This window comes from Pseudobacteroides cellulosolvens ATCC 35603 = DSM 2933 (assembly GCF_001262605.1).
Taxonomy (GTDB): Bacteria; Bacillota; Clostridia; order Acetivibrionales; family DSM-2933; genus Pseudobacteroides; species Pseudobacteroides cellulosolvens.
Map to the genome: position 1 here is coordinate 6,135,331 of NZ_LGTC01000001.1, position 24,757 is coordinate 6,160,087.

Sequence of the window (24,757 nt, forward strand, 5' to 3'; positions counted from 1 at the left end):
CATTTGGTGATTTTGTTTACTATTGCTAAATATCGGATTGACACAATATATTGTATGTGATAATATTAAGTCACTAAATATTGCACAAAACAAGTGCTGTAAATACAGGTCTTTTAATAAAAGCTTTTCGATAAACGAAGGCTTTTATTGTGTCTTATGAAGGTATGTACAAATATAGGGAGGATACGTACAGGTATGATAAGTAAAATCAAAAAACGTGATGGAAGAGAAGTTCCGTTTAATATTGAGAAAATAGCTAATGCTATATTCAAGGCTGCTTCAGCAACCGGAGGCAAGGACTATAATACAGCAATGGCTTTAGCCATAAAGGTTGCAGAGTATATTGAAAACTCCCAAAGAAATCTTACTCCTACTGTTGAGGAGATACAGGATGCTGTTGAAATAATTTTGATGGAGACAGGTCATGTACGCACATCAAAGGAATTTATATTATACAGGGCTGAACGTACTAGAATCAGAGAAATGAACACCAGACTAATGAAGGTCTACGAAGAGCTGACATTTAAAGAAGCCAAAGACAATGACATGAAGCGTGAGAATGCCAATATTGATGGCGATACTGCAATGGGAACAATGCTTAAGTATGGCTCTGAAGGTGCGAAGCAGTTTTATGAGATGCGTGTCTTAAAGCCGGAGCATGCCAAAGCCCATAAAGAGGGTGACATACATATTCATGACATGGATTTTCTTACACTTACGACAACATGCTGCCAGATTGATATAGCCAAACTTTTTAGAGGCGGTTTCAGCACAGGACATGGACATTTAAGAGAGCCAAATGATATTCATAGTTATTCTGCTCTAGCTTGCATAGCAATACAATCCAACCAGAATGATCAGCATGGGGGTCAGAGCATACCAACCTTTGATTTTGGTATGGCACCGGGTGTAGCCAAAACATTTATAAGGCTGTACAAGGAAAACATGGTTAAAGCCTTGACTTTACTGGCTGGCTTGGAAGATGCAGAAGAACACACAAATCTCATTGTTGATAAAATAAGGGCAAACTATGGATTAGATCCTACACTGGGGCATGGGGAGCTCTATGCCAAGTATGAAAAGGAATTGTTAATTAAGCTTGTTAAAGATGAAGATATAGCTCGTAAATGTCAAAATTTTGCGATTAAAACAGCAGATACTGAAACAGACAGAAGGACATATCAGGCTATGGAAGCTTTTGTTCATAACCTTAATACAATGCACAGCAGGGCTGGGGCACAAATTCCTTTCAGCTCCATCAATTACGGAACGGATACTTCGCCGGAGGGTAGACTGGTAATAAAAAATCTTTTGCTGGCTACAGAAGCTGGATTAGGTAATGGAGAAACCCCAATATTCCCAATACATATTTTCAAAGTTAAGGAAGGGGTTAACTATAATCCGGAAGATCCTAACTACGATTTGTTTAAGCTTGCATGTAGGGTAAGTGCAAAAAGGTTGTTTCCAAACTTTTCTTTCCTGGATGCACCATACAATCTTAAATATTACAAGCCTAGCCAACCTGAAACCGAAATTGCATATATGGGATGTCGTACAAGGGTTATTGGAAATGTTTACGATACTGATAGAGAGGTTATTTATGGCAGGGGGAATCTTAGCTTTACAACGGTAAATCTCCCAAGAATAGCACTTAGGAGTAATAAAAACATCAATATTTTCTTTGATGAATTAGAAAGAAAAATAAAACTGGTTGTTGATCAGCTTTATGAACGTTACAAAATTCAAGCAAGCAAAAAAGTTAAAAACTTCCCATTCCTTATGGGGCAAGGAATATGGATTGATTCCGACAAACTGGGGTGGGATGATGAGATAGGAGAAGTACTTAAGCATGGAACATTGACTATGGGGTTTATTGGGCTTGCCGAATGCCTTAAGGCTTTGATAGGAAAGCATCATGGTGAATCACAGGAGGCACAGAATTTAGGCATTGAAGTAATTGGATTTATGAGAAACAAAATGAATGAAGCCAGTGCCAAATATAATATGAATTTTACGCTAATAGCTACACCGGCAGAAGGAACGGCTGGAAGATTTGTAAAGTACGACAGAAATATTTATGGAGTTATAGAAGGTGTAACAGATAAGGATTATTATACAAACAGCTTTCATATACCGGTGTATTACGAAATAAGTGCATTTGATAAAATAAGGCTTGAGGCACCCTATCATGAACTTACAAATGCCGGACATATCACTTATGTGGAGCTGGATGGGAATCCGTCGCAAAACTTGAATGCATTTGAGAAGATTGTACGGGCTATGAAGGAAGCCGGCATAGGATATGGGTCCATTAATCATCCTGTAGACAGGGATCCTGTATGCGGATTTACCGGAATCATAGGCAACGAGTGCCCGGCATGCGGTCGTCAGGAAGATGATGTAAAGTTTGAGAGGATTAGAAGGATAACAGGTTATCTTGTTGGTACTCTTGAACGATTCAATGATGCAAAGAAGGCAGAGGTAAGAGATAGAAAAAGGCACTATGCAGGAACGTAATCTCTGGAGGTAATAAGTATGAGCAAGTTTATTAGAATTGCCGGAGTGGTTAAAGAGTCAATTGTTGATGGTCCGGGTTTAAGGTATGTAGTTTTTGCTCAGGGGTGTAAGCATAATTGTAAAGGCTGCCATAACCCTCATACCCATTCCTTTGAAGGTGGAAGTATTGTTGAAGTGGATAGTATAATAAGCGAGATGAAAGCTAATCCCCTTTTAGATGGTATAACCTTAAGCGGCGGAGAGCCTTTCGAACAGGCCGAATGTTTTGGCCAGCTTGCGAAAAAGGCTAAAGCCAACGGCTATGATGTAATGACTTATACCGGATATTCCTATGAAGATATATTGAAGTGTAAGAATGAAAGAGTAGGATGGGATGAGCTTTTTGAGAATTCAGATGTTATTGTAGACGGCAAATATGAAGAAAATAAAAGAAATCTTATGCTAAGTTACAGGGGTTCTGAAAATCAGCGCATTATAGATGTAGGGCAATCAATTGCATTAAATAAAATAGTTCAGATTGATATTTAATAAAATGAAATAATTAACATTATTTTACAGCTCGGTATCTCTAAAATATCATGACAAAAAGTGGTTTGACAGTAATGGTTAATACTGTTAAACCACTTTTTGTCATGTTGCCGGGGTAGTCAAACGCAATTTAAAAAATCAGTCATATTCAGGGATAATATTACATTTTATTTATAAAAAATGGAGGATAATTCAAAGATGTGTAGAATATACTCGTATGCAATCCTGCTTATAAAATTAAATGGTAACGTACACATAGGGTAAAGGTGGTAAAGAAAATGGAGTTTGCGGGTAGGTTCTGTAAGATGGTGATAGAAAATATGAGCAATGCTTTTGCGTACCACAGAATTATTTTAGATGATTGTGGAAGTCCCATTGATTATGAATATATAGAAGTCAATCTTGCATTTGAAAAGCATACAGGGCTTTCAAGGGATATGGTAGTTGGTAAAACTATCAGGCAAATTATACCTCATATTGATAACGATACAGCCAAATGGATAGAGTTTTTCGGGCAGGTAGCTATAAGCGGTAAGGCTGCAACCAAGGTTCATTACTCAGAGGTTTTTGACAGATGGTATTCTGTAAATTCTTACTCACCTGAAAAGGAATACTTCATTGCAATTTTTAATGACATAACTGAGTTAAAGAAAAATGAAGCTATCCTTTTAGAGAAGAATGAGAAGCTTAATGAGATGTATGGGGAACTTAGCAAATCGGAAGAAGAACTGAGGATACGGTACGAAGAACTTCAGGCTAAAAATGGCGAAATTAAAAGAATGAATGATATGTATATGTTGGTTTCAGATGCAACAACTGATGGTATCTGGTACCCCGATGTACAGGGCAATAAAAGGGTTTTTGCCGGGAAATGGCATGAAATTTTGGGTTATGAACCTGATGAACTGCAGGAAATTGATATATGGAATGATATTATACACCCTGACGATTTGGATAAAAATTATGAAGAATATTTACGCCATATTGACAATAAGACTGAAAAATATGAATATGAATGCAGAATGAAGGCAAAGGACGGAAATTATAAGTGGATCAGAGTAACCGGTAAGGCAATGTATAATAAAAGTGGAAAAATACATATGCTGGCTGGTGCTATTTCTGATATAAGTAAGTTAAAGGAACAGGCAGCATATATTGAATATTTGGCATTTCATGACTCATTGACAGGACTGCCTAACAGAGCATTGTTCATGGATAGGTTGTCAATAGCTGTGGGAATGGCGGAAAGAAATAAAAGGAATGTTGCAGTTGTATTGCTTGATGTAGATAATTTTAAGGAAATCAATGATAGTATGGGGCATGATATTGGGGATATATTTCTTAAGATAATTGCAAAACGTCTTTCTCAGAGTGTCAGAAACTATGAGACATTGGCAAGGATAGGAGGAGACGAGTTTGCTGTATTGCTGCAAAATATTAGTGAGCAGGATGAGGCTTTTGAGTTTTGTGAACGCCTTAGAGATGCTGTAAATGAACCTTTCGAGCTGGAAATGCATACATTCAATATAAGCATTAGCATCGGCGTTGCCATGTATCCAACTGATGGAAAGAATATTATGGAAATCCTCAAGAATGCTGATACTGCCATGTATAAGGCAAAAGCAATTGGTAAGAATAACATCCAGTTTTTTAGCCTGGATATGAAGCAAACAATGATAAGGAAGCATCTTATCGAGAGGAAGCTAAGAGCAGCACTAAAGGATCAAAAGTTTACCCTCAATTATCAGCTTCAAGTCGATTTGAGTACGGGCAAAACTAGAGCCATAGAAGCCCTAATCAGATGGTTTGATAAGGATTTAGGTATTATAGAACCGTCGGAGTTTATACCTATAGCAGAGGAAACAGGCCTGATTGTCCAAATCGGAGAATGGATATTTGAGAATGCCTGCAGGCAGGGGGCACTATGGAATGCTAACTGCTATCCTGATGTATTGATATCCATTAATGTATCATCTATTCAGTTAAAGCAAAGTAACTTTTCTGAAATGGTGAAAAGAATACTAAAGGAGACAGGCTTAGAGCCATCACATCTTGAATTGGAAATAACAGAAGGAGTTCTTGCTGATTCATTTGAAAAGATACGTTCAATATTGGAAGGGCTTAGGAGTATTGGGGTAAAGATATCCATGGATGATTTTGGGACAGGGTACGCTTCTCTCAATTATCTTAAGAATTTGCCTTTAAATACCCTTAAAATTGATAAAAGCTTTATAAAAAATATGGACGAAGATTCTGTAGAAAAAGATATTACAGGCTCCATTGTATCTTTAGTGCATAAGCTTAATCTAGAGGTGGTAGCAGAAGGTGTTGAAACCAAGAGTCAGCTTGACTATCTTAAAAGCTGCAAGTGTGATAATGTTCAAGGCTATTTGTTTGGAAGGCCTGTACCGGCAGAAAGGGTTCAGGATTTAATGACAAATGTATCATGCATGCTATTGGACAGATGGATAAATTAAGGCATGAGTAAAGAACACAAAAAATGAAATATTGCAGTAATATAAATAATGTGTTATAATTTTTTAGCGATAAAAATATAATTGAATATAAAATTTATATGCTAGGGGTGCTTTAAGAAATGACTAAAGCTGAGAGAAACCTTTGTTTCAACCCTATGAACCTGATACGGATAATTCCGTCGTAGGGAAGCGATTGTAATACTTATTTAAAAAAGAGAGCTTATCCTTACGGGTAAGCTTTATTTAATTTTCAAAGGAATTTTTGTCTCTAGGGAAATTTAAAGAGGGGGAGCTGGAAAAATGTCTAAGGATGTTTTGGTTATTGGAGGAATAGAACTAAGAAGCAGATTGTTTATAGGTTCAGGCAAATATTCTTCAAATTCACTTATACCCAAGATCGTAGACAGGTCAGGAGCACAGGTTGTTACTGTTGCTGTCAGGCGTGTGGATCTTGATTCGAAGGATGAAAATATGCTGAATTTCATACCTAAGGAATGTGTTTTAATGCCTAATACTTCGGGGGCTAGAAACGCGGAAGAGGCTGTGAGAATTGCACGCCTTGCAAAAGCTATGGGCTGTGGGAATTGGATAAAGATTGAGGTAATATCTGATACCAAGTATTTGTTACCGGATAATTTTGAAACACTTAAGGCTACTGAAATATTGGCCAAGGAAGGGTTCGTTGTTTTACCTTATATGAGCCCGGATCTTATGATGGCAAAAAGGATGAGAGATGCAGGTGCTGCTGCTGTAATGCCACTTGGTGCTCCTATTGGGACAAATAAGGGCCTTAAAACAAAAGAGCTTGTTAAGATTATGATTGATGAAATTGACCTTCCTATCGTTGTAGATGCCGGAATAGGCAAGCCTTCCGAGGCTGCCGAGGCTATGGAGCTTGGAGCATCGGCTGTGCTTGTTAATACTGCGATTGCTTCAGCAGGTGATGCGGTGTCGATGGCACAAGCTTTTGCATTAGCTGTTAACGCAGGTAGAATGGCTTATCTGGCAGGGACAGGAGCAGTAAAGGATTTTGCTGAAGCTTCATCACCCCTTACCGGATTTTTGAATGTCTAAGAAATAGTCTAGTGATATGTATATAGAATAGATGGTGAATAATATGAGTTTTTATGATGTAATAAAAAAATATGAGCAGAATGCCGTCCTTGAAAGGATACAAAGTGTAAGCAAGGAAGAGGTGACAAGAGTACTTTCAAAGGAAAGTTTTTCTATTGATGATTATTTTGTCCTCATCTCTCCTGCTGCCTCCGGCTTTCTGGAAGAAATGGCAAGAAAGGCACAGAAGATAACCCTTCAGCATTTCGGAAGGGCAATGGTCTTATATGCACCTTTATATCTTGCCAATTACTGTGTTAATAATTGCTTATACTGTGGTTTTAATGTTCACAATGAACTGGATAGAAGAAAGCTGACAATGGAAGACCTGAAGATTGAGGCAAAAGCTATTTCCCAAATGGGTATAAGGCACATCCTTATTCTTACAGGTGAATCCAGAAAGCATTCTTCTGTAGAGTATATTAAAGAGTGTGTAAAGGTTATATCAGAGTATTTTACGTCCATTTCCATAGAAGTTTATCCTTTGGATGAGGAGGAATACAGGCTTCTTGTAAATAATGGAGTTGATGGCCTTACAATTTATCAGGAGGTATACGACGAAGATGTATATAAAATAATGCATCCGTCAGGTCCTAAAAAGGATTACCATTATCGTCTTGATACACCTGAGAGGGGATGCAGAAGCGGTATGAGGTCTGTAGGCATAGGTGCTTTGATGGGCCTTGGAGACTGGAGGACAGAGGCTTTTTATACTGCACTTCATGCACACTATCTTACAAGCAAGTATCCTGAAGTTGAAATCAGCCTGTCAATTCCCAGGATGCGTCCTCATACAGGAAGCTTCGAGGTTCCCTCACCTGTGGATGATAGGGATTTTGTGCAGATTATGCTTGCGGCAAGGCTGTTTTTGAGACATGTAGGTATAACTGTTTCCACAAGGGAAAGGTCTTGTTTTAGAGACAACCTTGTAGGCCTTGGAGTCACAAGGATGTCAGCGGGCTCAGTTACTGAGGTTGGGGGATATAATGAAAAACATGGTGACGGCCAGTTTGAAATATCTGACGACAGAAGCGTTGAAGAGATCAGACAGATGCTTTATAGTAAGGGCTTTCAGCCGGTATTTAAGGATTGGCAGTACATATGACAAAATTATATGATTAGGCAGGTGAGATAAGGTGGAAGGGTTTGAAAGACTGATTGATGCCAATATAAATAGGGCATCAGAGGGGTTAAGGGTATTGGAGGATATATCAAGGTTCTCACTTAACAACAGGGAATTGACTTCGAAACTCAAATCATTGAGGCATGATACGAGAAAAAGTATGAATGGATATGCCTTTGATATTATACAATATAGAGATTCGGAAGGTGATGTAGGACCATCAGTATCGGAAAAGCTTGGAGTGGACGGCAAAAATGATATACGTGAGCTTGTGGCAGCTAATTTTAAAAGGGCACAGGAAGCTATAAGGAGCATTGAGGAAACACTAAAGATAATGGGAAAGGACGAAGTTTCAAGGATCTATGAAAGAATCAGGTACGGTCTTTATACATTGGAAAAAGAGTTTTCTCTTGCATTAAAGCCTTTCGTAAGGATTGATTGCCTGAAAACAGATATATACTGTCTTACGGCAGAAGAATATTCTTTAGGAAGGGATAATATTGAAGTAGTTTCCAGGATGTTAGAAGCAGGCATAAAGCTTATACAGTACAGGGAAAAGGACAAAACCATGATGGAAAAATACCGCCAGTGTATTAAGATAAGGGAGATGACTTATGCAGCAGGTGCAACCTTTATAGTAAACGATAATATTGAGCTTGCGAGAAGTGTCATGGCAGATGGTGTACATATAGGCCAGGATGATCTTCCCCTTTATGCAGCCAGGCAGCTGGTGGGTAACTCAATGCTTATTGGGGTTTCCACACATTCGCCGGAACAGGCGATGAAGGCCATTGAAGGCGGTGCGGATTATATTGGTGTTGGTCCCGTTTTTAAAACTTTTACTAAAAAGGATGTATGTGATCCTGTTGGATTTGAATATCTTGATTATGCAGTGCAGAATGTTAAAATTCCCTTTGTTGCTATAGGAGGGATAAAGCTGCATAATCTAAAAACGGTAGCGGAGCATGGTGCCAAATGTGTGGCCCTGGTAACGGAGATTGTAGGTGCAGAGGATATTGGTGAGGTAATTGCTTCTGCCAGGAATATTATGAAGGGAGTTAATCAAAATGGAATATAAAACACAAATGGAGGCAGCTAGGAAGGGAATACTGACCGAGCAGATTAAGAAGGTAGCTGAAAAAGAGGGCATGGACCCTCAAAAACTTCTGGTATTGGTTGCAGAGGGAAGAGTAGCGATACCCGCAAATAAGAACCATCCAGGTTTGGAGCCTGAGGGTGTTGGAGAGGGATTGAGGACCAAAATCAATGTAAATCTTGGCATTTCAAGGGATTGCAGAGATTTTGAATTTGAGATTGAAAAAGCAAGGAAGGCCATAGAAATGGGGGCTGAAGCTATAATGGATCTTAGCTCCTATGGAAAGACAAGGGAATTTAGACGTAAGCTGGTAGGAATGTCGAAGGCTATGATAGGCACTGTTCCCATGTATGATGTTATTGGACACCTCGATAAGGATTTGGGGCAGATATCGGTGCAAGAGCTCCTTGATGTTGTAAGGGTACATGCTGAGGATGGTGTGGACTTTATGACCATCCATGCAGGTATTAACAGAAAGACAGCTGAGAGGCTTAAAAACAATGGAAGGCTTACAAACATTGTTTCAAGGGGTGGATCACTGATATATGCATGGATGGAGCTGACCGGCAATGAAAACCCATTTTATGAATATTTCGATGACCTTTTGGAGGTTTGCAGGGAATACGATGTAACAATTAGCCTTGGTGATGCATGTAGGCCCGGAAGCATACACGATGCTACTGATGCCTGTCAGATAGAGGAGCTTATAACATTGGGAGAACTTACAAAGAGGGCTTGGGCCAAGGATGTACAGGTTATGATTGAAGGCCCTGGCCATATGGCTATTAATGAAATCCAGGCCAATATGGTACTACAGAAAAGACTTTGCCATAATGCTCCTTTCTATGTACTTGGGCCATTGGTTACCGATATTGCACCGGGATATGACCATATAACAAGTGCTATCGGTGGAGCAATTGCTGCAGCAAGCGGTGCAGATTTTCTTTGCTATGTAACCCCTGCCGAGCACTTGCGTTTACCTGATCTGGAGGATATGAAGGAAGGCATTGTGGCGGTTAAGATTGCTGCCCATGCTGCAGATATAGCTAAAGGTATAAAAGGAGCTAGGGAGCAGGACTACCAGATGAGCCTTGCGAGGAAGAACCTGGATTGGGAAGGTATGTTCAAGTTGGCTATTGATGAAGAAAAGCCAAGGAAGTACAGGAAATCGTCAATACCTGAAATTGAAGATTCCTGCACAATGTGCGGCAAAATGTGTGCAGTAAGGACAATGAACAAGATAATGTGCGGAGAAAGACCCACTTTTGAATAGGAAAACAATTGTATAAGTAATGGCTAGGAATACGAAGTTATTTCTTAGGCATTACTTAGGCATTACTAAGTACGGACGGATAAAGGAGGATTTCCATGTACACTGTTACGGTAAACGGAAAAAAGGTAGAGTTGGAAAAAATTCTTTCCATAAAGGATTATCTTGAATCAGCAGGAGTTGATCCAAAAATCGTTGTAGTGGAATATAATTTTGAAATCCCTGATAAGTCAAAATGGAACGAAATAACATTGAAGGATGGAGACAACCTGGAAATTGTTAAATTTATCGGGGGCGGTTGATGTATTATGGATAAAGCTGATACAAATAGTGAAAATTATGAGGGTTTAAGATATTCAAGGCAGATCATATTGGACGGCTTTGGGGCAGAGGGACAGGATAAGCTTAAAAAGGCAAAAATACTTGTTGCAGGGAGTGGAGGATTAGGTTCTCCTGCTCTTCTGTATCTTGCAGCGGCAGGCGTTGGCAATATTGGAGTTGTAGACTTTGATACTGTTACAATATCCAATCTTAACAGACAGGTGCTGCATTTTACTTCCGATATGGGAAGAAAAAAGACGGATAGTGCAGAGGAAAAGCTTTATAAGCTCAATCCTGAGGTGAAGGTTATAAAGTATAATACTCGTATTCATATTGATAATGTTGAGGATATTATTTCAGGGTATGATGTTGTAATTGATGCCACAGACAATTTTACAGCCAGATACCTCATAAGTGACTGCTGCTATTTTATGAAAAAGCCGCTTGTAGAGGGAGCTGCTGTAGGTCTTGATGGTATCCTCATGACAATAATTCCAGATGAAACCCCCTGCTACAGATGTCTTTATCCTTATCCACCGGAGGATGGTGTACTTCCAACCTGCAGTGATGTTGGCATACTTGGTGCTGTAACCGGAGTAGTAGGCTCAATGCAAGCACTTGAGGCAATTAAGTTTATAACGGGAATGGGTCAAAATATAACAGGCAGGATTCTTACCTTTGACGCACTGGCAAGCAGTTTTAGAGAGGTAAAATGGGCAAGAAGGGAATCATGTCCTTTATGCGGTAAGGAGCCTAAGATTACCGAATTGGTACAGTATAAGGTAAAGTGCAGGCTGAAAGGCATTGAAGTGAGTGAGAAATAGAAAAAAGTTAGTATTTGCACAAATAAAGCTTGTAAATAAATAGGACTATTTATAAAAAAACAGCTCTGACAACCTATATGTAGGATGTCAGAACTGTTTTTCTTTTATCTATATTTTTTGCAATAATCATTTTATATTTTAATTACTGCAAAACATTTTCCTTGATTCATATGCTGTACGATAATTTCTCACGACAACGATCATGCCCTAATAAAATCGAAGTGATTTTATTCTTTATTCGCATGTTCTTTCATGATATTAATAATACTCATATTGCCGTTATTGGACCTTTTTACTTTTTCAATTGTTCTCTTTATATAATTGTGAAGCTTTTCTCTAAAAACGTCCTCGGTTGTTTCATTATTTTCCAGCATAACAAGGCCTTTTTCCCAGCTGGCAGTGAGTGAAGGATTCAATAATTCTTTAGCGGTCATACGCACTAGCTCTACTATTGCCTCACCTTTTAAAGTTGGTGTTACAACCTGAGTTTTGGGATGGATATTTATATATTTTATATCCTTTAGCTTTTTAATGATACCTGATCTTGTTGCAGAGGTACCTATACCGGAGGTTTTTATTTGCTCTCTAAGCTCTTCGTTTTCAATAAATTTGCCGGCCTTTTCCATGGTTATAATAAGAGAGCCATCTGTATATCTTGGAGGAGGCTTGGTCTCCTTTTCTTCCAGTTCAAACCCGTTTACATTGCAAGGTTCTTTTTTAACCAGCTTATGGATAGGGGAACTGCTGGTGTCATCTTCGTCCTTTGTGGAAACCTCATAAACTTCTTTCCATCCAGGCTCTTTCAAGGTCTTGGCAGTAGTCGTGAAAATTTCTCCAGCTACTTCAGTTTCAACCTTTACTGTGTTAAACTCCGCCGGAGGATAAAATACTGCAAGAAATCTCTTAACTATGAGATTGTATACGTTTTTTGTGTCGTTATCCAGCTTTGACAATTCAGTAGTAACATACGTAGGAATTATTGCATAGTGGTCGGTGACCTTACTGTCGTCTACAAATCTTTTTGAGGTTTTGTTTACTTTAAGATCGCCAAAATCCTTTATCCTTTTTACAATGTCCTTATACGAAGAGTTTGAAAAAAGACCGTTAAGTATTTTTGGCAGCTCTGTAACCACATCAGTAGATAAAACCCTGCTGTCTGTCCTAGGGTACGATATCATTTTCTTCTCGTAAAGGCTTTGTGCTATTTCAAGGGTTTTATCGACAGGCAGTTTGAATTTTTTATTTGCTTCTGACTGTAGTTCGGCAAGGTTAAACAGCAGTGGCGGCTGTTCATTTTTTACCTTTATTTCTACCTTTTTAACTGATGCATCCTTACCTTTAAGTTTTTCTATAATTTCTTCTGCTTCTTCCTTGGAAATATACTTTTCCTCTTCTTGATTATCCTTTTCATCCTTCTTTTTAGGTCCGGCCTTTTTAGGCTGCCATTTACCCTTATACTCAATATTGCTGGTCTGTGATGTGAAATTTGCTACAATACCATAATGTATCTTAGGTATGAAATTCCGTATTTCCAGCTCTCTGTCAACGACCAGACCTAAAACACAGGTCATAACCCTGCCTATTGCGATTACTGAGGACTTGCCTTCTTTCAGAAGATTTGAAAGCGTTCGCCCGTACTGGCATGTATAAATCCTGCTGAAATTCATTCCGAAAAGCCAATCCTCTATAGCCCTGTTATAGGCAGATATTCCAAGAGAGTCGTATTCTGAAAGGTCTTTCGCCTCATCAATACCCTTTTTAATGGAATCGTCAGTATGGGATGATATCCAAACCCTTTTGGAAGGTTTGCTGCATCCGCTTTGTGCTGCTACCAGCCTGAAAATGTATTCACCTTCGCGACCACTGTCGGTGCATGAGTAGATATAATCCACATCTTCCCTTAACATAAGGTTTTTGATTGTTTCAAACTGTTTTTTTACTCCACTGTCATCAATTACTATATATTTGTATTCTTCAGGTATTATAGGCAGATGTTCTACCTTCCATTCCTTGTATTTTGTGTCGTATGCATCAGGAAAAGCCATAGTGATGAGATGACCAAAGCACCATGAAATAATAGCATTAGAGGACTCGGCATAACCCCGTGCCCTGTCGCTTTTTGATATGGATACTCCCAGGACATCTGCAAAACTGGCTGCTACGGAAGGTTTTTCGGTTATATATAAATTCTTTCCCAATTACTATCTCCCTCATGGTAAAAGATTAATTGCTCTATCAATTATAAATAATGAATAGAGGATTTTCAAGTGATAACACCTTATATTTCTGGAAATATTACGTTATAATAAGAAATGACTAAAAAATTAATTGGAGAAAGTCTGAAAGGGAATGTGGGCTTTATGAATATATTGGTTGATGCAGATGCATGCCCCGTTAAGAGTATTATAGTGAGAATTGCAAAAGAAAAAAACATAAATGTTTTTATGTTTATAGATACCAGTCATATATTGGATGATGGATATTCAAAGACTATCACAGTAGATAAAGGCCGTGATTCGGTTGACATAGCATTAATAAACAAGGTAACAAAGGGAGATATTGTTGTGACTCAAGATTTTGGCGTGGCGGCTCTGGCTTTGGGCAAGGGGGCAAATGCCATAAACCAAAATGGCCTTATTTACTCTAACGATAATATTGACAGGCTGCTGTTTGAAAGGCATATTTCACAAAAAATTAGGCGTGCAAAGGGAAGGGTATCAGGCCCCGGAAAAAGAACCCCAGAGGATGACCAGAAGTTTGAAGAAGCATTAAAGCGGTTGGTGATGGAATAGAATTGATATATAGGATCGGTAATGATTTGGAATAGGAGGGATCAAGAATTGTTTGAGATACTTTCTTCGCTGCTCAAATATTTATTTGTGACTGTTATATATCTGTTTATTTATGGTGTAATACGTTTAATCTATCTTGATATAAAGTCTGCCAGCAGTCAAAAGTTTGAAATTAAGAAAAACATACCGTACCTAAAGCTTATAAATATAAGAGAGCAGTTTGATTTTAAGATAGAGGAAATTTATATGCTTGGCAAGGATGTAGATATTGGGCGGTCAGCTAAAAACAAAATAATTATCAAGGATCCTTACATGTCCACAAATCATGCCAGGTTTTCATATAAGGATAGAACGTATTTTGTAGAGGATCTTGGCAGCACAAACGGTACATTTGTCAACGGCAGGCAAGTGAAAAACACTGCCATGCCCATAAAAGACGGTGATAAAATTCGCATTGGGCAAGTTGATTTTCTGTTTGTTTATGGCGGATAGGGGGAAGGAGTATGCTGAAGTTACTGAGCTTGAAACGCCCTGTAAATATGTTGGTTATAGCCAATATTCTGGCGTTCGGATTATTATATTACTATAAGAAGCCATATGATGAGATGGTATTGCTGGAAGGATTTATTGTAACAGCACTCATATGTCTGTCTTATTTCTTTATTGTGAAAAAAAACATGGGTGACGAGTATTTGTTTTTGGTAGTTGCAATGCTTGCCAGCCTAGGTGTTTTAATGATCTACCGTTTGGATCAGGAAAGAGGCTTTAAACAGATACTATGGCTTGTGATCGGAATAGCATTATTTTTTATGAGCTATTATATATATGGAAAAGTAAAGATCAGGGATAAGCTGATGTTTTACTATTATGCCGCTGCAATAATGTTATTTATGGCAACACTGGCAATTGGCAGCAGTATTAATGGGTCGAGGAACTGGATATTGATCGGCGGATATAGCTTTCAGCCGTCAGAGATAATAAAGATATTGTTTGTTTTGACAATCGCTTGCTATTTTAAGAACTCTGAACAGCTTATATTAAACTATAAGTCTGTAAATTTAAGATGGAAATTGAATAACAGCATGCTTAAAAGCAAAATTGTTTTTTTTCTTATGGTTTATTCCTACATAGGCTTGTTAGTTCTTCAGAAGGAATGGGGTACGGCACTTCTGCTATTTTTAATATTTTTCATGGTGCTATATGTCTTTGATAATGATATCAGGCTACTTTTGCTTAATGGTTCTGCTGCAACTATCGGCGGGGTTGGAGGGTACTTTTTTGTACACCATATAAAAATAAGGGTGCAAATGTGGCTAGATCCTTGGGCTGATGCGGCAGGCAAGGGCTACCAGATAACCCAATCCATGTTTGCCATAGGTGCTGGAGGTTTTTTCGGCAGGGGCATAGGACTAGGCAATCCATACTTGATACCGGAGGTTAAAACGGATTTTATATTTTCGGCTATTTGTGAGGAAATGGGCATATTTGGCGGGATAGCTGTCATTTTGCTGTATTTTCTACTGGTATATAGAGGGTTTAAAATTGCACTATATATTAAGGATTTGTTTAAGAAGCTTGTTGCTTTAGGTATTACATTAATGTTTGGATTCCAGACATTTATAATCATAGGAGGAGTAATAAAGCTTATACCCCTGACAGGAATTACTCTTCCATTCATAAGCTATGGAGGAAGTTCCTTGGTATCAGGGTTTATAGCATTAGGAATACTTCAGGCATTATCTAAAGAGTCTTACTCTGGAGAGGAGGACACTGCTGATGCAGAGGAACAATAAGATTATCCATGTTTTAGTATTTATGTGTGCTATCTTCTTTAGCCTTATGGCATACCTGACGTATTTCCAGCTTTTTACTGGAAAGAAGATTGAGTCCAGTTCATTTAACCGCAGGCAGCAGTTGAAAGAAGACGATACAAAAAGAGGGGATATTTACGATAGAAATGGTGTGGTTTTGGCTGAAAGCACAAATATAAAAGGAAAATGGCAAAGAAAGTACCCTTTTGGCAGTTTATACAGCCATGTTATAGGCTACAACTCGGAAGTATATGGAAGGGCACTTATTGAACAAAAGTACAACAATTATTTATTGGATATAAGTGAATTAAAATCGGTTATGGGAATTAACAGTAACTTGTTGAAGGGCAAAAAAGTAGGAAACAATCTATACCTGACTATTGATAATAGGCTACAGAAGCTTGCAAATGATCTGTTAGGGGCAAAAAAGGGTGCTGTGGTTGCAATGGATCCTAAAACAGGTGAGATATTAGCAATGGTAAGTAAGCCTGGGTTTGATCCGAATAATAGTGCTCTTACGGAAAAGTGGAAGGAGCTTGTGGATTCGGAAGACAGTCCGTTTCTTCCAAGAGCTACTCAAGGCCTCTATGCACCTGGATCAACTTTTAAAGTTGCCATAGCTGCTTCTGCACTGGAAAACGGTTTAGATAATATTACCTTTAATGACAAAGGGACTGTGAATATTGACGGTAAAAACTTTGACAACAGCAATAAGAAGGCTCATGGGAAAATAGATCTGGAAAAGGCCCTTGTTGTATCAAGTAATGTAGCATTTTCTCAAATTGGAGTAAAGCTGGGAGAAAAGAATATAAGGGATATGGCAAACCGTATTGAGATGGAAAAGAATATAGCCTTTGATATTCCTTTTAAAAAGAGTACTTTCCCATATACCAGAATGGAGAAGACAGATATGGCATCGGTAGCGATAGGACAGGGGAAAATACTGGTTACTCCTCTTTATATGGCAATGCTGGCTTCCAGTATTGGAAATTATGGTGTGATGATGAAGCCAATGCTGGTTAACAGGGTTGTAGATCCTGATGGAAAAGATGTGAAGAAATGGGCTCCGGAAAAGTTAGGGAATGCTTTTACTGCTGATGCTGCAAAAAAAGTTAAGAATATGATGGTCAGGGTGGTAAAAGAGGGAACAGGTAAGAGTGCTGCTGTAAAAGGTATCAATGTAGCAGGAAAAACCGGAACAGCAGAGAATGAGTTGACGGTAAATGGTGAAAATAAGGAACATGCTTGGTTTATAGGTTTTGCTCCGGCAGAGAACCCTAAAATAGCTGTAGCAGTAATAGTGGAATACAGCGGTGGGTCTGGAGGAACCGTTTCTGCTCCAATAGCAGGGAAGATCATGAAGGATTATCTTGATAGATAAAGGGATTAATATGAAAAAAGGAGGAATTAGCATTGGAATGACTAACTCCTCTTTTTTTCTTTAATCAACCACTTTATTATTAATTAATGATCAATTTATCCTTATTTACCGTGTTCTCCAGTTAATTGCAGTTGTTGGTGAAGTAGTTACTGTGATTGTTGATACTGCTGTTCCACCAGTGTAAGAAGCACCTGCTATTAAGTCGTTTATTTCGGTACCGCCTAAAACAGTTCCACCGATATAAAGGGTATATGCAGAGCCTTGTTTTAATTCAGATGAGGAGAAAACTATTGAATAGAAGTTGCGTTTGGGTTTGGTTATAGCAAGTACTTTTCCTGTGGAATCCTTAACGCAAAGTGCAGTATTGGCAGTTTGTGCTGCTGTAAGCATAGTAGCAATTGTATATTGTGGTGAGGCCCCTGTAGGATATTCATTCATGCCATTATTTGAGCCTGTAATTAATACCAACCCGCCGCTTATTGTGAATGTTCCGTTAACATCAGCACCTGGCTCTCCTGTAGAACCGCATACAATAACAGTACCACCAGTGAATTTTGCATTACCGTTAATATCTATGGTATCGCCTTTTGTTGCACTTAAATAAACTGATCCGCCGTTTATGCTGAGCTGACTGCCATCATTTGCTTCTGTACGTTTGCCCATTGATGAATTTAATGAGTCATCGGTTGATTCAATAGATAAAGTACCTCCGTTGATGTTTGTTAATTTGGATTGAATACCTTCATTACATTTTATAACTTTAATATTTCCGCCATTAATTGTTACTCCTGTATCTGTTGTAAGACCCTGGCTGCCGGCAGAAAGAGTTAATGCTCCATCCTCTATAAGTATTTCCTCAGTTTCGCTTTGGAGAGCATCCTTAGACACGGTAATGTTTAATGTTCCGCCTTTTATATTAAGTGAACCATTTGCATGAATACCGTCATTAACTGCAGATATAACAATTATTACACCATTTTCAATAGTTACATCATCATCACCGCTTATGGCGTGATTGAATTTACCGGTTATATTAAGAGTTCCTTTTCCCCTAATTTCCAAGTCGTCATTGCTAAATAGAGTTCCTTTAGCAGTCTGGTCGGTGTATGTACTTGTGTCAGTTAGTGTATTTATTGTATTTTCTTCTAGAGTTATAAAGAATTTATCTGCATTTTTACAATATATTGCAGGACCATTTGTATTTGTTATATTTGCACCGCTCAATCTCAATTTAACTCTTTCAGTGGTATCAATAATTATCATACCATTTGACAGGGTTCCTTTTACAATATGATCGCCTCCAGCTGTGATGTTCACAGTGGTTCCGCTGACCGATATGCCTGTTCCTATATAGGTTATCGAGCTTCCCAGGTTAATTGTACCTGTGTTGAGCTTCCATTCTTCACCGGGTTCTACTGATGTGGCAGGTGTGGGAGTAGGCGTTGGTGTTGATAGTTCTGTCTTGTGTAATATCACCAGCCAACATACCAACGGGTGAATTAGGTGAACCTAATACAATGTTTCCTTGACCTGCAGCAGCAGTAATTGTCCGTGTCAAGTAGCCGCTTTTACTGATCCTTATAGTATATCCTGACTGGCTGGATGCAACATCTGAGATTTCAAAGTATCCGTTTACATCAGTCATGGCACTTTTTCCGTTTTCCGATGCAATAACGTTAAAATTTGAATACAGGCTGCTGTTTGTGGTTGTAAAGGATGGTCTAATATAGCCCGATATCTTGTTTCCCGCTGCAGATACATTTAGGTTTGCTGCAGGTGCCGTTATCACGGTTAAAAACATTACACCTGTAATCAGCTTGGTTAAAAGCTTTTTCATAGTAAAATCCCCCTACTATATTTTTATTTTAGTCATGAATTAACTGGTCAATGTGGGCATTTCAAAAAGCTGAAATAATGATATTATTCGAACAAACTTGAACAATGTATTTTTTGAAATGTCCTAATATATAGTTATTTAAAATATATTTACAATTTTGTTAGGGGTATAAAAATTTCCTGGACATAAAAACTAGAAGGAATCAGTCTTCCGACTAACGCCTTCTATATTTTTCGCAACATATATAGTTTGTTTACACTAAGCAATTATCTTAAGAAGATTACCAGGTTGGCCAACCCCCACCTGGGAAACCACCACCACTCCAGTTAACTGTAGTGGTTGGAGATTTGTTTATTGTTACAGTCGCTACTTGTGTTCCCCCATTATAGGTACCACCGGTTATTACTCCGTTAGCTTCAGTGCCGCCGGATACAGTACCACCGGAATATATTGTATATGTAGAGCCATTTTTAAGTTCAGGTGATGAGAAAACTGCATAAATATAGTTACGTTTTGGTTTGGTGATAAATAATACTTTTCCTGTAGAATCCTTTACACAAAGAGCAGAATTAGCAGCTTGAGAAGAAAACATTGCAGCTATTGTATATTGTGAAGATGCTCCGGTTGGATATTGAGCCATCATGGAACTTGGGCCGCAAACAAAGAATGTTCCACCGCTTACAGTAAATGTACCGTTAACATCGGCTCCAACTTCAGGTGCTGACTGAGGTCCATGTATTACAGTGGTTCCGCCTGAAACCAAGACTGATCCATTGCTATCAAGAGGATCACCATTTGTAGAATTCAAGTATACTGATCCACCTGTAATTTTAATGAGACTTCCGTCATTCTGTGCTGAACCGCCACCCTTGGATGCATTAAGCCCATCATCAGTTGATGTGATATTTAGTGTACCGCCATTTACAGTAATAGTTGAACATTCTACACCTTCTTTAGCCTTTGCAATGGTAACAGACCCATTGTCTACTGTTATCACAGTATCAGATGCCATACCTTGGCTGCCTGCATTTAGAGTTAATGTACCGCCTTCAATGAGTAGTTCTTCTGTTTCAGTTTGCAAGCAATCCTTGGTTGCAGTGATATTAAGTGTTCCGCCCTTAACATTAATTGAGTTATTGGAATGAACACCGTCAGATGCTGCAGAGGTAACTTTGATATTACCGTTTTCAATAGTAATATCATCGTCGCCGCTAATTGCGTGATTGAAATTTCCTGTTATATTCAGAGTTCCGTTACCTTTAATTTCAAGGTCGTCATTACAAGATATTGTTCCTTTAGCGGTCTGGTCACTGTATGTTCTTCCATCTATAAGTGTATTTGTTGTATTTTCTTCTAAAGTTATAAAGAATTTATCTGCATTTTTGCAATATATTGCAGGACCATTTGAATTGGTTATATTTGCACCGCTCAATCTCAACTTAACTCTTTCGGCAGTATCAATAATTATCATGCCATTTGACAGGGTTCCTTTTACTGTATGATCGCCTCCAGCTGTGATGTTCACAGTAGTTCCGCTGACTGATATACCTTTTCCTGTATAAGTTATTTGGCTTCCCAGGTTTATTGTACCTACATTGAGCTTCCACTCTTCACCAGGTTCTACTGATGTAACAGGTGTGGGAGTAGGAGTTGGTGTTGATGAAGGAATGGTAGTTGGTACTATTACAGGAGTGATAGCAGGATAGCTGCTGGAAGTTTTGCCAAAGGCTGTCGCCAGTATTATCACATCTTCCATATTGATGGAACCATTGGAATTTATATCTGTGCTTTCTGTGTATTTGACATCATTTTTAACAGCGTTAAAGCTGCCAGCTATTTTTATTGCATCGCTCATATTAATGGTGCCGTCTTGTGTGATATCACCAGCTAATAAATCTACAGGTGAATTAGCTGAGCCTAAAACGATGTTTCCTTGATCGGAAGGTGCATTAATTGTACGTGTAAGATACCCGCTTTTGCTTATTTTAATAGTGTATCCTGAGCCGCTTGGTACAATATCTGTTATTTCAAAGAATCCATTTGTATCAGTCATGACACTTTTTCCGTTTTCCGATACAACAACGTTAAAGTTTGAATACAAACTTTTGTTTGTTGTTGTAATAGATGGTTTGACATAACCTGATAGCGTTTGTCCAGAAGCTGCGGATACGTTTAAACTAGTTACAGGTATAATTAACGAAGTTAAGACAATTGCACCTGTAATCAGTCCGGGAATGAGTTTTTTCATAAGTAATCCTCCTTTAAAATAGTTCAATATATTGTGATTTGTTTAAATGTTTTCGTTTAACTACTTTTTCATATAGTTATTCAAACTAAGTTATGGCTTTTAATGGGGGAGTTTGATAATACCTAATTAATTAAATCTTAAATTTTATTGTAAGCATGCTGTTGCAAAAAGTGTAAAAATATAAGGAATTAGCCTTATAACCTAATCCCTCATATTTTTACAAAATGACTTATGCATAAGTTTCAAGTATAAGTTAAATTGTACCTATTGATATTATTGTTCCGCCGATATAAGTTGCTCCGGTTATTAATCCGTTTGATTCAGTACCTCCTGAAACAGTTCCATCAGTATAGATAGAATATGCGGAGCCTTTTGCAAGATCAGGAGAAGAGAATATTACTGAATTATAGCCATATTTTGGTTTTGTTATAGCATGTACTTTTCCTGTAGAATCCTTTATGCAAAGAGCTGAACTTGCTGTTTGAGCTGATGTGAATGATACAGCTAATGAATTCTGTGAGGATTCTGCTGACGGATACTGGTATACAGTTACATTTGTGCCTGCCAATAATACCGTTCCACCGTTTATTGTAAATGTACCGCCAGATACACTATCAGATTGTGACTCTGGTCCATGTCCTACAACGGTACCACCGTTGATTGTTATAGACACACTGCCGTTAAGAGGATTTGCTTTCTTTGAAATCAGGTATAATGAGCCATTGTTAATAGTAATTGAAGGAGACTCTATAGCTGCATCACTCTTTGTAACATTGATAGTTCCGCCGTTTACTATTACCTCTGTATCAGAAACCAAAGCCTGACCTCCTGCGGAAAGATTTAGTGTTCCCCCATCTATTGTGAGTTCTTTGTCTTCATTTTGGATAGCATCTTTGGATGCTGTAACGCTTAGTTTTCCTCCTGTAATATCAATTGATCCATTGGCATGAATACCATCGCTTACTGCAGATATAACATTAATATTTCCATTTTCTATAAGAATATCGTCCTTGCCGGAAATGGCATGGCTGTAATTACCTGTTATATTTAGAGTTCCCTTACCTTTGATTTCCAGGTCATCGCTGGTATATAGAGCTGCATTGGTACTCTGATCACTGTATGTTTTTCCATCAACGAGGGTGCTGGTTGTATTCTCCTCTAGAGTAATATAAAACTTGTCCGCATCCTTACAATATATAGCTGGACCAGTTGAGTTGGTTATGCTTGCTCCGCTTAACCTCAGTTTAACCTTTTCAGTAGTGTCAATACATATCATTCCGTCTGCCAAAGTACCTTTTACAGTATGATCGCCTCCGGCAGTGATATTTATAACAGAGCCGTTAACAGATATACCTGTACCTGTATAAGTTATTGAAGTCCCCAGATTAATTGTACCTGCATTGAGCTTCCACGCATCAGGGTCCACTGGTGTAGGAGTTGGAGTAGCAGGTCCTGTAGGTGATGAAGTTGTTATAGGAGTAACTGCAGGATAATCATTTGAAGTACTATTAAAGCCTTTTGCTAAAATAATTACATCTTCCATATTAATGGAACCATTTATGTTTATATCTGCTGCAGTGCTGTAGTTTGCATCAGTTGTGATTGCATTAAAGCTATTGGCTATTTTTATAACGTCACTCATATTGATAGCGTTATCTTGCAAAACGTCACCAGCCCACATTTCTACAGGAGCAGCAGCGGAACCTAGTGATATGTTTCCTTGAACGGATATATTGCTGATTGTACGTGTCAGATAACCGGTTTTGCTTATATTTAATGTATATCCATACTCATCTTCGGTAACACCAGGTATTTCAAAGTATCCATTAGAGTCAGTCATAGCAGTTTTACTGTTTTGTGCTATTGCAACTTTGAAGTCTTTGTACACATTCTTATTTATAGTAGAAAAGGACGGTTTTACATATCCGGATATTATGTATCCTGTTGAGGGGACACTCGATATATTTTTATTTCGTGGTGTTGGGTTTGAGGCAGTTGTGAATTCAGAAGCACCATCAGTAATGCGGCTATAGGATTGGTCGTCTACAAGTGCAGGAAATTTTACAGAGTCAATTACTACACCGTCAGACTTTTTTAAAGTGATGGTTTCTCCTGCTGAAGTCAGTTTGAAATTGGTATGTAACTGCCCATCAGTTGCCACTTTGTTTTTATCCGATGCCCATATCAATATATAACCATTGGCTGGAACTATCCCTCCCGATATTATCCAAGCTGCACTATCATCAGAAATAGTATAACCTGTTAAATCAACAGGCTGGCTGCTTCCATTGTAGATTTCAATCCAGTCGGAATAAGCACCACCCAACGCTCCATTTTTTGCGTCGTCTACATCTCCGTCCCTTAAGGTGGCAGTATTTGCTGCCATAACCTCGTTGATAAACAGTGCTTGTCCGGATTCGGCATATCCTTTCAAATTTACTGAAGGTATCATTGCTGCAGTTAGAATAAGTGTACCTGCAATGATACCAGGCATAAGTTTTTTCATAGTTATCCCCCTTTAAAATTATTTAATATCTATAAAAATGTGGTGTCTTACAAGAATTGAAATGTACTGATAGCAACAAATGTAGACACCATAATTTTTACGACGATATTAAGATTGCAAAATCGCAAGCGACTTTGTTTACTGTTTTATTTATCTCATATACTGCTCCAAACTTTTTAATAAGAAGCAACATCAGCATTCATTGACAATATAATATTCAAATTACCGTTTCTACAGCGTAAAGCATCTAAAAACTCTTTTTGATTGATATCTTCCTTCATTTTTACACTATAGACCAGCTCGAATAATGTCCCAAGGTCTGTAGTCTTTATCTTTCTTAGCTCATAACTGGTTGTATATTTTTCAAAAACATCATCAAACACGCCCTGATAATCCAGATCTTCAGGAATTGTAATCTTTAAAAGCTTACTTGTTACATTGCTTACACCAAAATTCATTTTGTTTAAAACTACCATGAACAAGCACAAAATGGCTGTAAACAGTGCGGCATATCCGAAAAAGCCGCTGCCGCAGGAAAGACCTGCTGCCATTGCAAATAACACATATGAAATATCCTTTGGATCGCCGGCTGCACTTCTGAAGCGTATTATTGCAAATGCTCCTGAAAGACCAAAAGCCCTTGCAACATTGTTGCCAATAAGTAAAATAATGATTGCGATTATCGGAGGCAGCATTACCAAAGTCAAAGAAAAGCCTTGTGGTGATGACGCTCCTTTGTTATTTGTCTTCATAAATGTAAAACTTATAACTATTCCTAATACAAAAGCTGTAAAAATGGTTAAAAGTGCAGTGGTAAAATTTAATGTTACATTAATTTCTGCCATATTAAAAATTTCGTCTATCATTTCAAATCATTTCCTCCTAGAATAAATTTAAGAATTTATCTCTATAT

The 24,757-nt window shown here is 38.2% G+C and carries 19 protein-coding genes, 1 pseudogene and 1 riboswitch; of the genes and pseudogenes, 14 read left to right on the forward strand and 6 right to left on the reverse strand.

What is annotated here, in order from left to right:
- The first annotated feature begins 195 nt into the window (after nt 1-195).
- The 10 genes and pseudogenes from Bccel_RS25405 (at nt 196) to Bccel_RS25445 (ending at nt 11,269) form a co-directional block, all read left to right on the forward strand.
- On the forward strand, nt 196-2,517 hold the full coding sequence (locus tag Bccel_RS25405; RefSeq protein ID WP_036943624.1) for an anaerobic ribonucleoside triphosphate reductase: 2,322 nt from the start codon (nt 196-198) through the stop codon (nt 2,515-2,517).
- 18 nt (nt 2,518-2,535) lie between these two features.
- Nucleotides 2,536-3,045, forward strand: a complete 510-nt coding sequence (gene nrdG, locus Bccel_RS25410) for an anaerobic ribonucleoside-triphosphate reductase activating protein (RefSeq protein WP_036943626.1) — start codon at nt 2,536-2,538, stop codon at nt 3,043-3,045.
- A gap of 278 nt (nt 3,046-3,323) precedes the next feature.
- Nucleotides 3,324-5,522, forward strand: a complete 2,199-nt coding sequence (locus Bccel_RS25415; protein ID WP_050753849.1) for a sensor domain-containing protein — start codon at nt 3,324-3,326, stop codon at nt 5,520-5,522.
- Nucleotides 5,523-5,615: 93 nt separating this feature from the next.
- Nucleotides 5,616-5,727, forward strand: a riboswitch (TPP riboswitch).
- Nucleotides 5,728-5,822: 95 nt separating this feature from the next.
- Entirely contained in the window at nt 5,823-6,596 is a 774-nt protein-coding gene (locus Bccel_RS25420) for a thiazole synthase (protein ID WP_036943628.1), read from the forward strand.
- A gap of 43 nt (nt 6,597-6,639) precedes the next feature.
- A complete protein-coding gene (thiH, locus tag Bccel_RS25425; RefSeq protein WP_036943630.1) occupies nt 6,640-7,740 on the forward strand; it encodes a 2-iminoacetate synthase ThiH in 1,101 nt (366 codons plus the stop codon).
- A gap of 31 nt (nt 7,741-7,771) precedes the next feature.
- Nucleotides 7,772-8,149, forward strand: a pseudogene (locus tag Bccel_RS32895) (hypothetical protein); the annotation flags it as partial.
- A gap of 42 nt (nt 8,150-8,191) precedes the next feature.
- A complete protein-coding gene (gene thiE, locus Bccel_RS32900) occupies nt 8,192-8,836 on the forward strand; it encodes a thiamine phosphate synthase (RefSeq protein ID WP_036943693.1) in 645 nt (214 codons plus the stop codon).
- Nucleotides 8,826-10,127, forward strand: coding sequence for a phosphomethylpyrimidine synthase ThiC (thiC, locus tag Bccel_RS25435; RefSeq protein WP_036943632.1), 1,302 nt, complete (start codon nt 8,826-8,828; stop codon nt 10,125-10,127). Before thiE ends, thiC begins: the two co-directional genes overlap by 11 nt.
- A 95-nt stretch (nt 10,128-10,222) precedes the next feature.
- Entirely contained in the window at nt 10,223-10,426 is a 204-nt protein-coding gene (gene thiS, locus Bccel_RS25440; RefSeq protein ID WP_036943634.1) for a sulfur carrier protein ThiS, read from the forward strand.
- 6 nt (nt 10,427-10,432) lie between these two features.
- Entirely contained in the window at nt 10,433-11,269 is an 837-nt protein-coding gene (locus tag Bccel_RS25445; RefSeq protein ID WP_036943636.1) for a HesA/MoeB/ThiF family protein, read from the forward strand.
- Between the two features lie 227 nt (nt 11,270-11,496).
- On the opposite strand, the gene Bccel_RS25450 is transcribed toward Bccel_RS25445, so the two are convergent.
- Complete coding sequence (locus Bccel_RS25450) at nt 11,497-13,467, reverse strand: DNA topoisomerase 3 (protein WP_036943638.1); 1,971 nt, start codon at nt 13,465-13,467, stop codon at nt 11,497-11,499.
- Between the two features lie 162 nt (nt 13,468-13,629).
- Between Bccel_RS25450 and Bccel_RS25455 the strand changes: the two genes are divergently transcribed.
- Genes Bccel_RS25455 through Bccel_RS25470 form a run of 4 tightly spaced genes read left to right on the forward strand, consistent with a single transcriptional unit; the run spans nt 13,630 to nt 17,253 of the window.
- On the forward strand, nt 13,630-14,061 hold the full coding sequence (locus tag Bccel_RS25455; protein WP_036943639.1) for a YaiI/YqxD family protein: 432 nt from the start codon (nt 13,630-13,632) through the stop codon (nt 14,059-14,061).
- A 48-nt stretch (nt 14,062-14,109) separates the two neighbouring features.
- A complete protein-coding gene (locus tag Bccel_RS25460; RefSeq protein ID WP_036943640.1) occupies nt 14,110-14,553 on the forward strand; it encodes an FHA domain-containing protein in 444 nt (147 codons plus the stop codon).
- Nucleotides 14,554-14,564: 11 nt separating this feature from the next.
- Nucleotides 14,565-15,854 carry an FtsW/RodA/SpoVE family cell cycle protein gene (locus Bccel_RS25465; protein ID WP_036943642.1) on the forward strand — a complete coding sequence of 430 codons (1,290 nt, stop codon included), beginning with the start codon at nt 14,565-14,567 and terminating at the stop codon, nt 15,852-15,854.
- A complete protein-coding gene (locus Bccel_RS25470; protein ID WP_036943644.1) occupies nt 15,838-17,253 on the forward strand; it encodes a peptidoglycan D,D-transpeptidase FtsI family protein in 1,416 nt (471 codons plus the stop codon). Before Bccel_RS25465 ends, Bccel_RS25470 begins: the two co-directional genes overlap by 17 nt.
- Before the next feature lie 105 nt (nt 17,254-17,358).
- Here Bccel_RS25470 and Bccel_RS25475 read toward each other — a convergent pair whose 3' ends face one another.
- The 5 genes from Bccel_RS25475 to Bccel_RS25495 form a co-directional block, all read right to left on the reverse strand.
- A complete protein-coding gene (locus Bccel_RS25475) occupies nt 17,359-18,729 on the reverse strand; it encodes a carbohydrate-binding domain-containing protein (protein WP_242853145.1) in 1,371 nt (456 codons plus the stop codon).
- Nucleotides 18,656-19,090, reverse strand: a complete 435-nt coding sequence (locus Bccel_RS25480) for a peptidase associated/transthyretin-like domain-containing protein (RefSeq protein WP_036943646.1) — start codon at nt 19,088-19,090, stop codon at nt 18,656-18,658. The genes Bccel_RS25475 and Bccel_RS25480 overlap by 74 nt, the downstream gene beginning before the upstream one ends.
- Before the next feature lie 280 nt (nt 19,091-19,370).
- Nucleotides 19,371-21,338 carry a carbohydrate-binding domain-containing protein gene (locus Bccel_RS25485; protein WP_050753851.1) on the reverse strand — a complete coding sequence of 656 codons (1,968 nt, stop codon included), beginning with the start codon at nt 21,336-21,338 and terminating at the stop codon, nt 19,371-19,373.
- A gap of 253 nt (nt 21,339-21,591) precedes the next feature.
- Nucleotides 21,592-23,844, reverse strand: a complete 2,253-nt coding sequence (locus Bccel_RS31820) for a carbohydrate-binding domain-containing protein (protein ID WP_050753852.1) — start codon at nt 23,842-23,844, stop codon at nt 21,592-21,594.
- Nucleotides 23,845-24,020: 176 nt separating this feature from the next.
- Entirely contained in the window at nt 24,021-24,710 is a 690-nt protein-coding gene (locus tag Bccel_RS25495; protein ID WP_036943648.1) for a DUF4956 domain-containing protein, read from the reverse strand.
- Between the last annotated feature and the right edge of the window lie 47 nt (nt 24,711-24,757).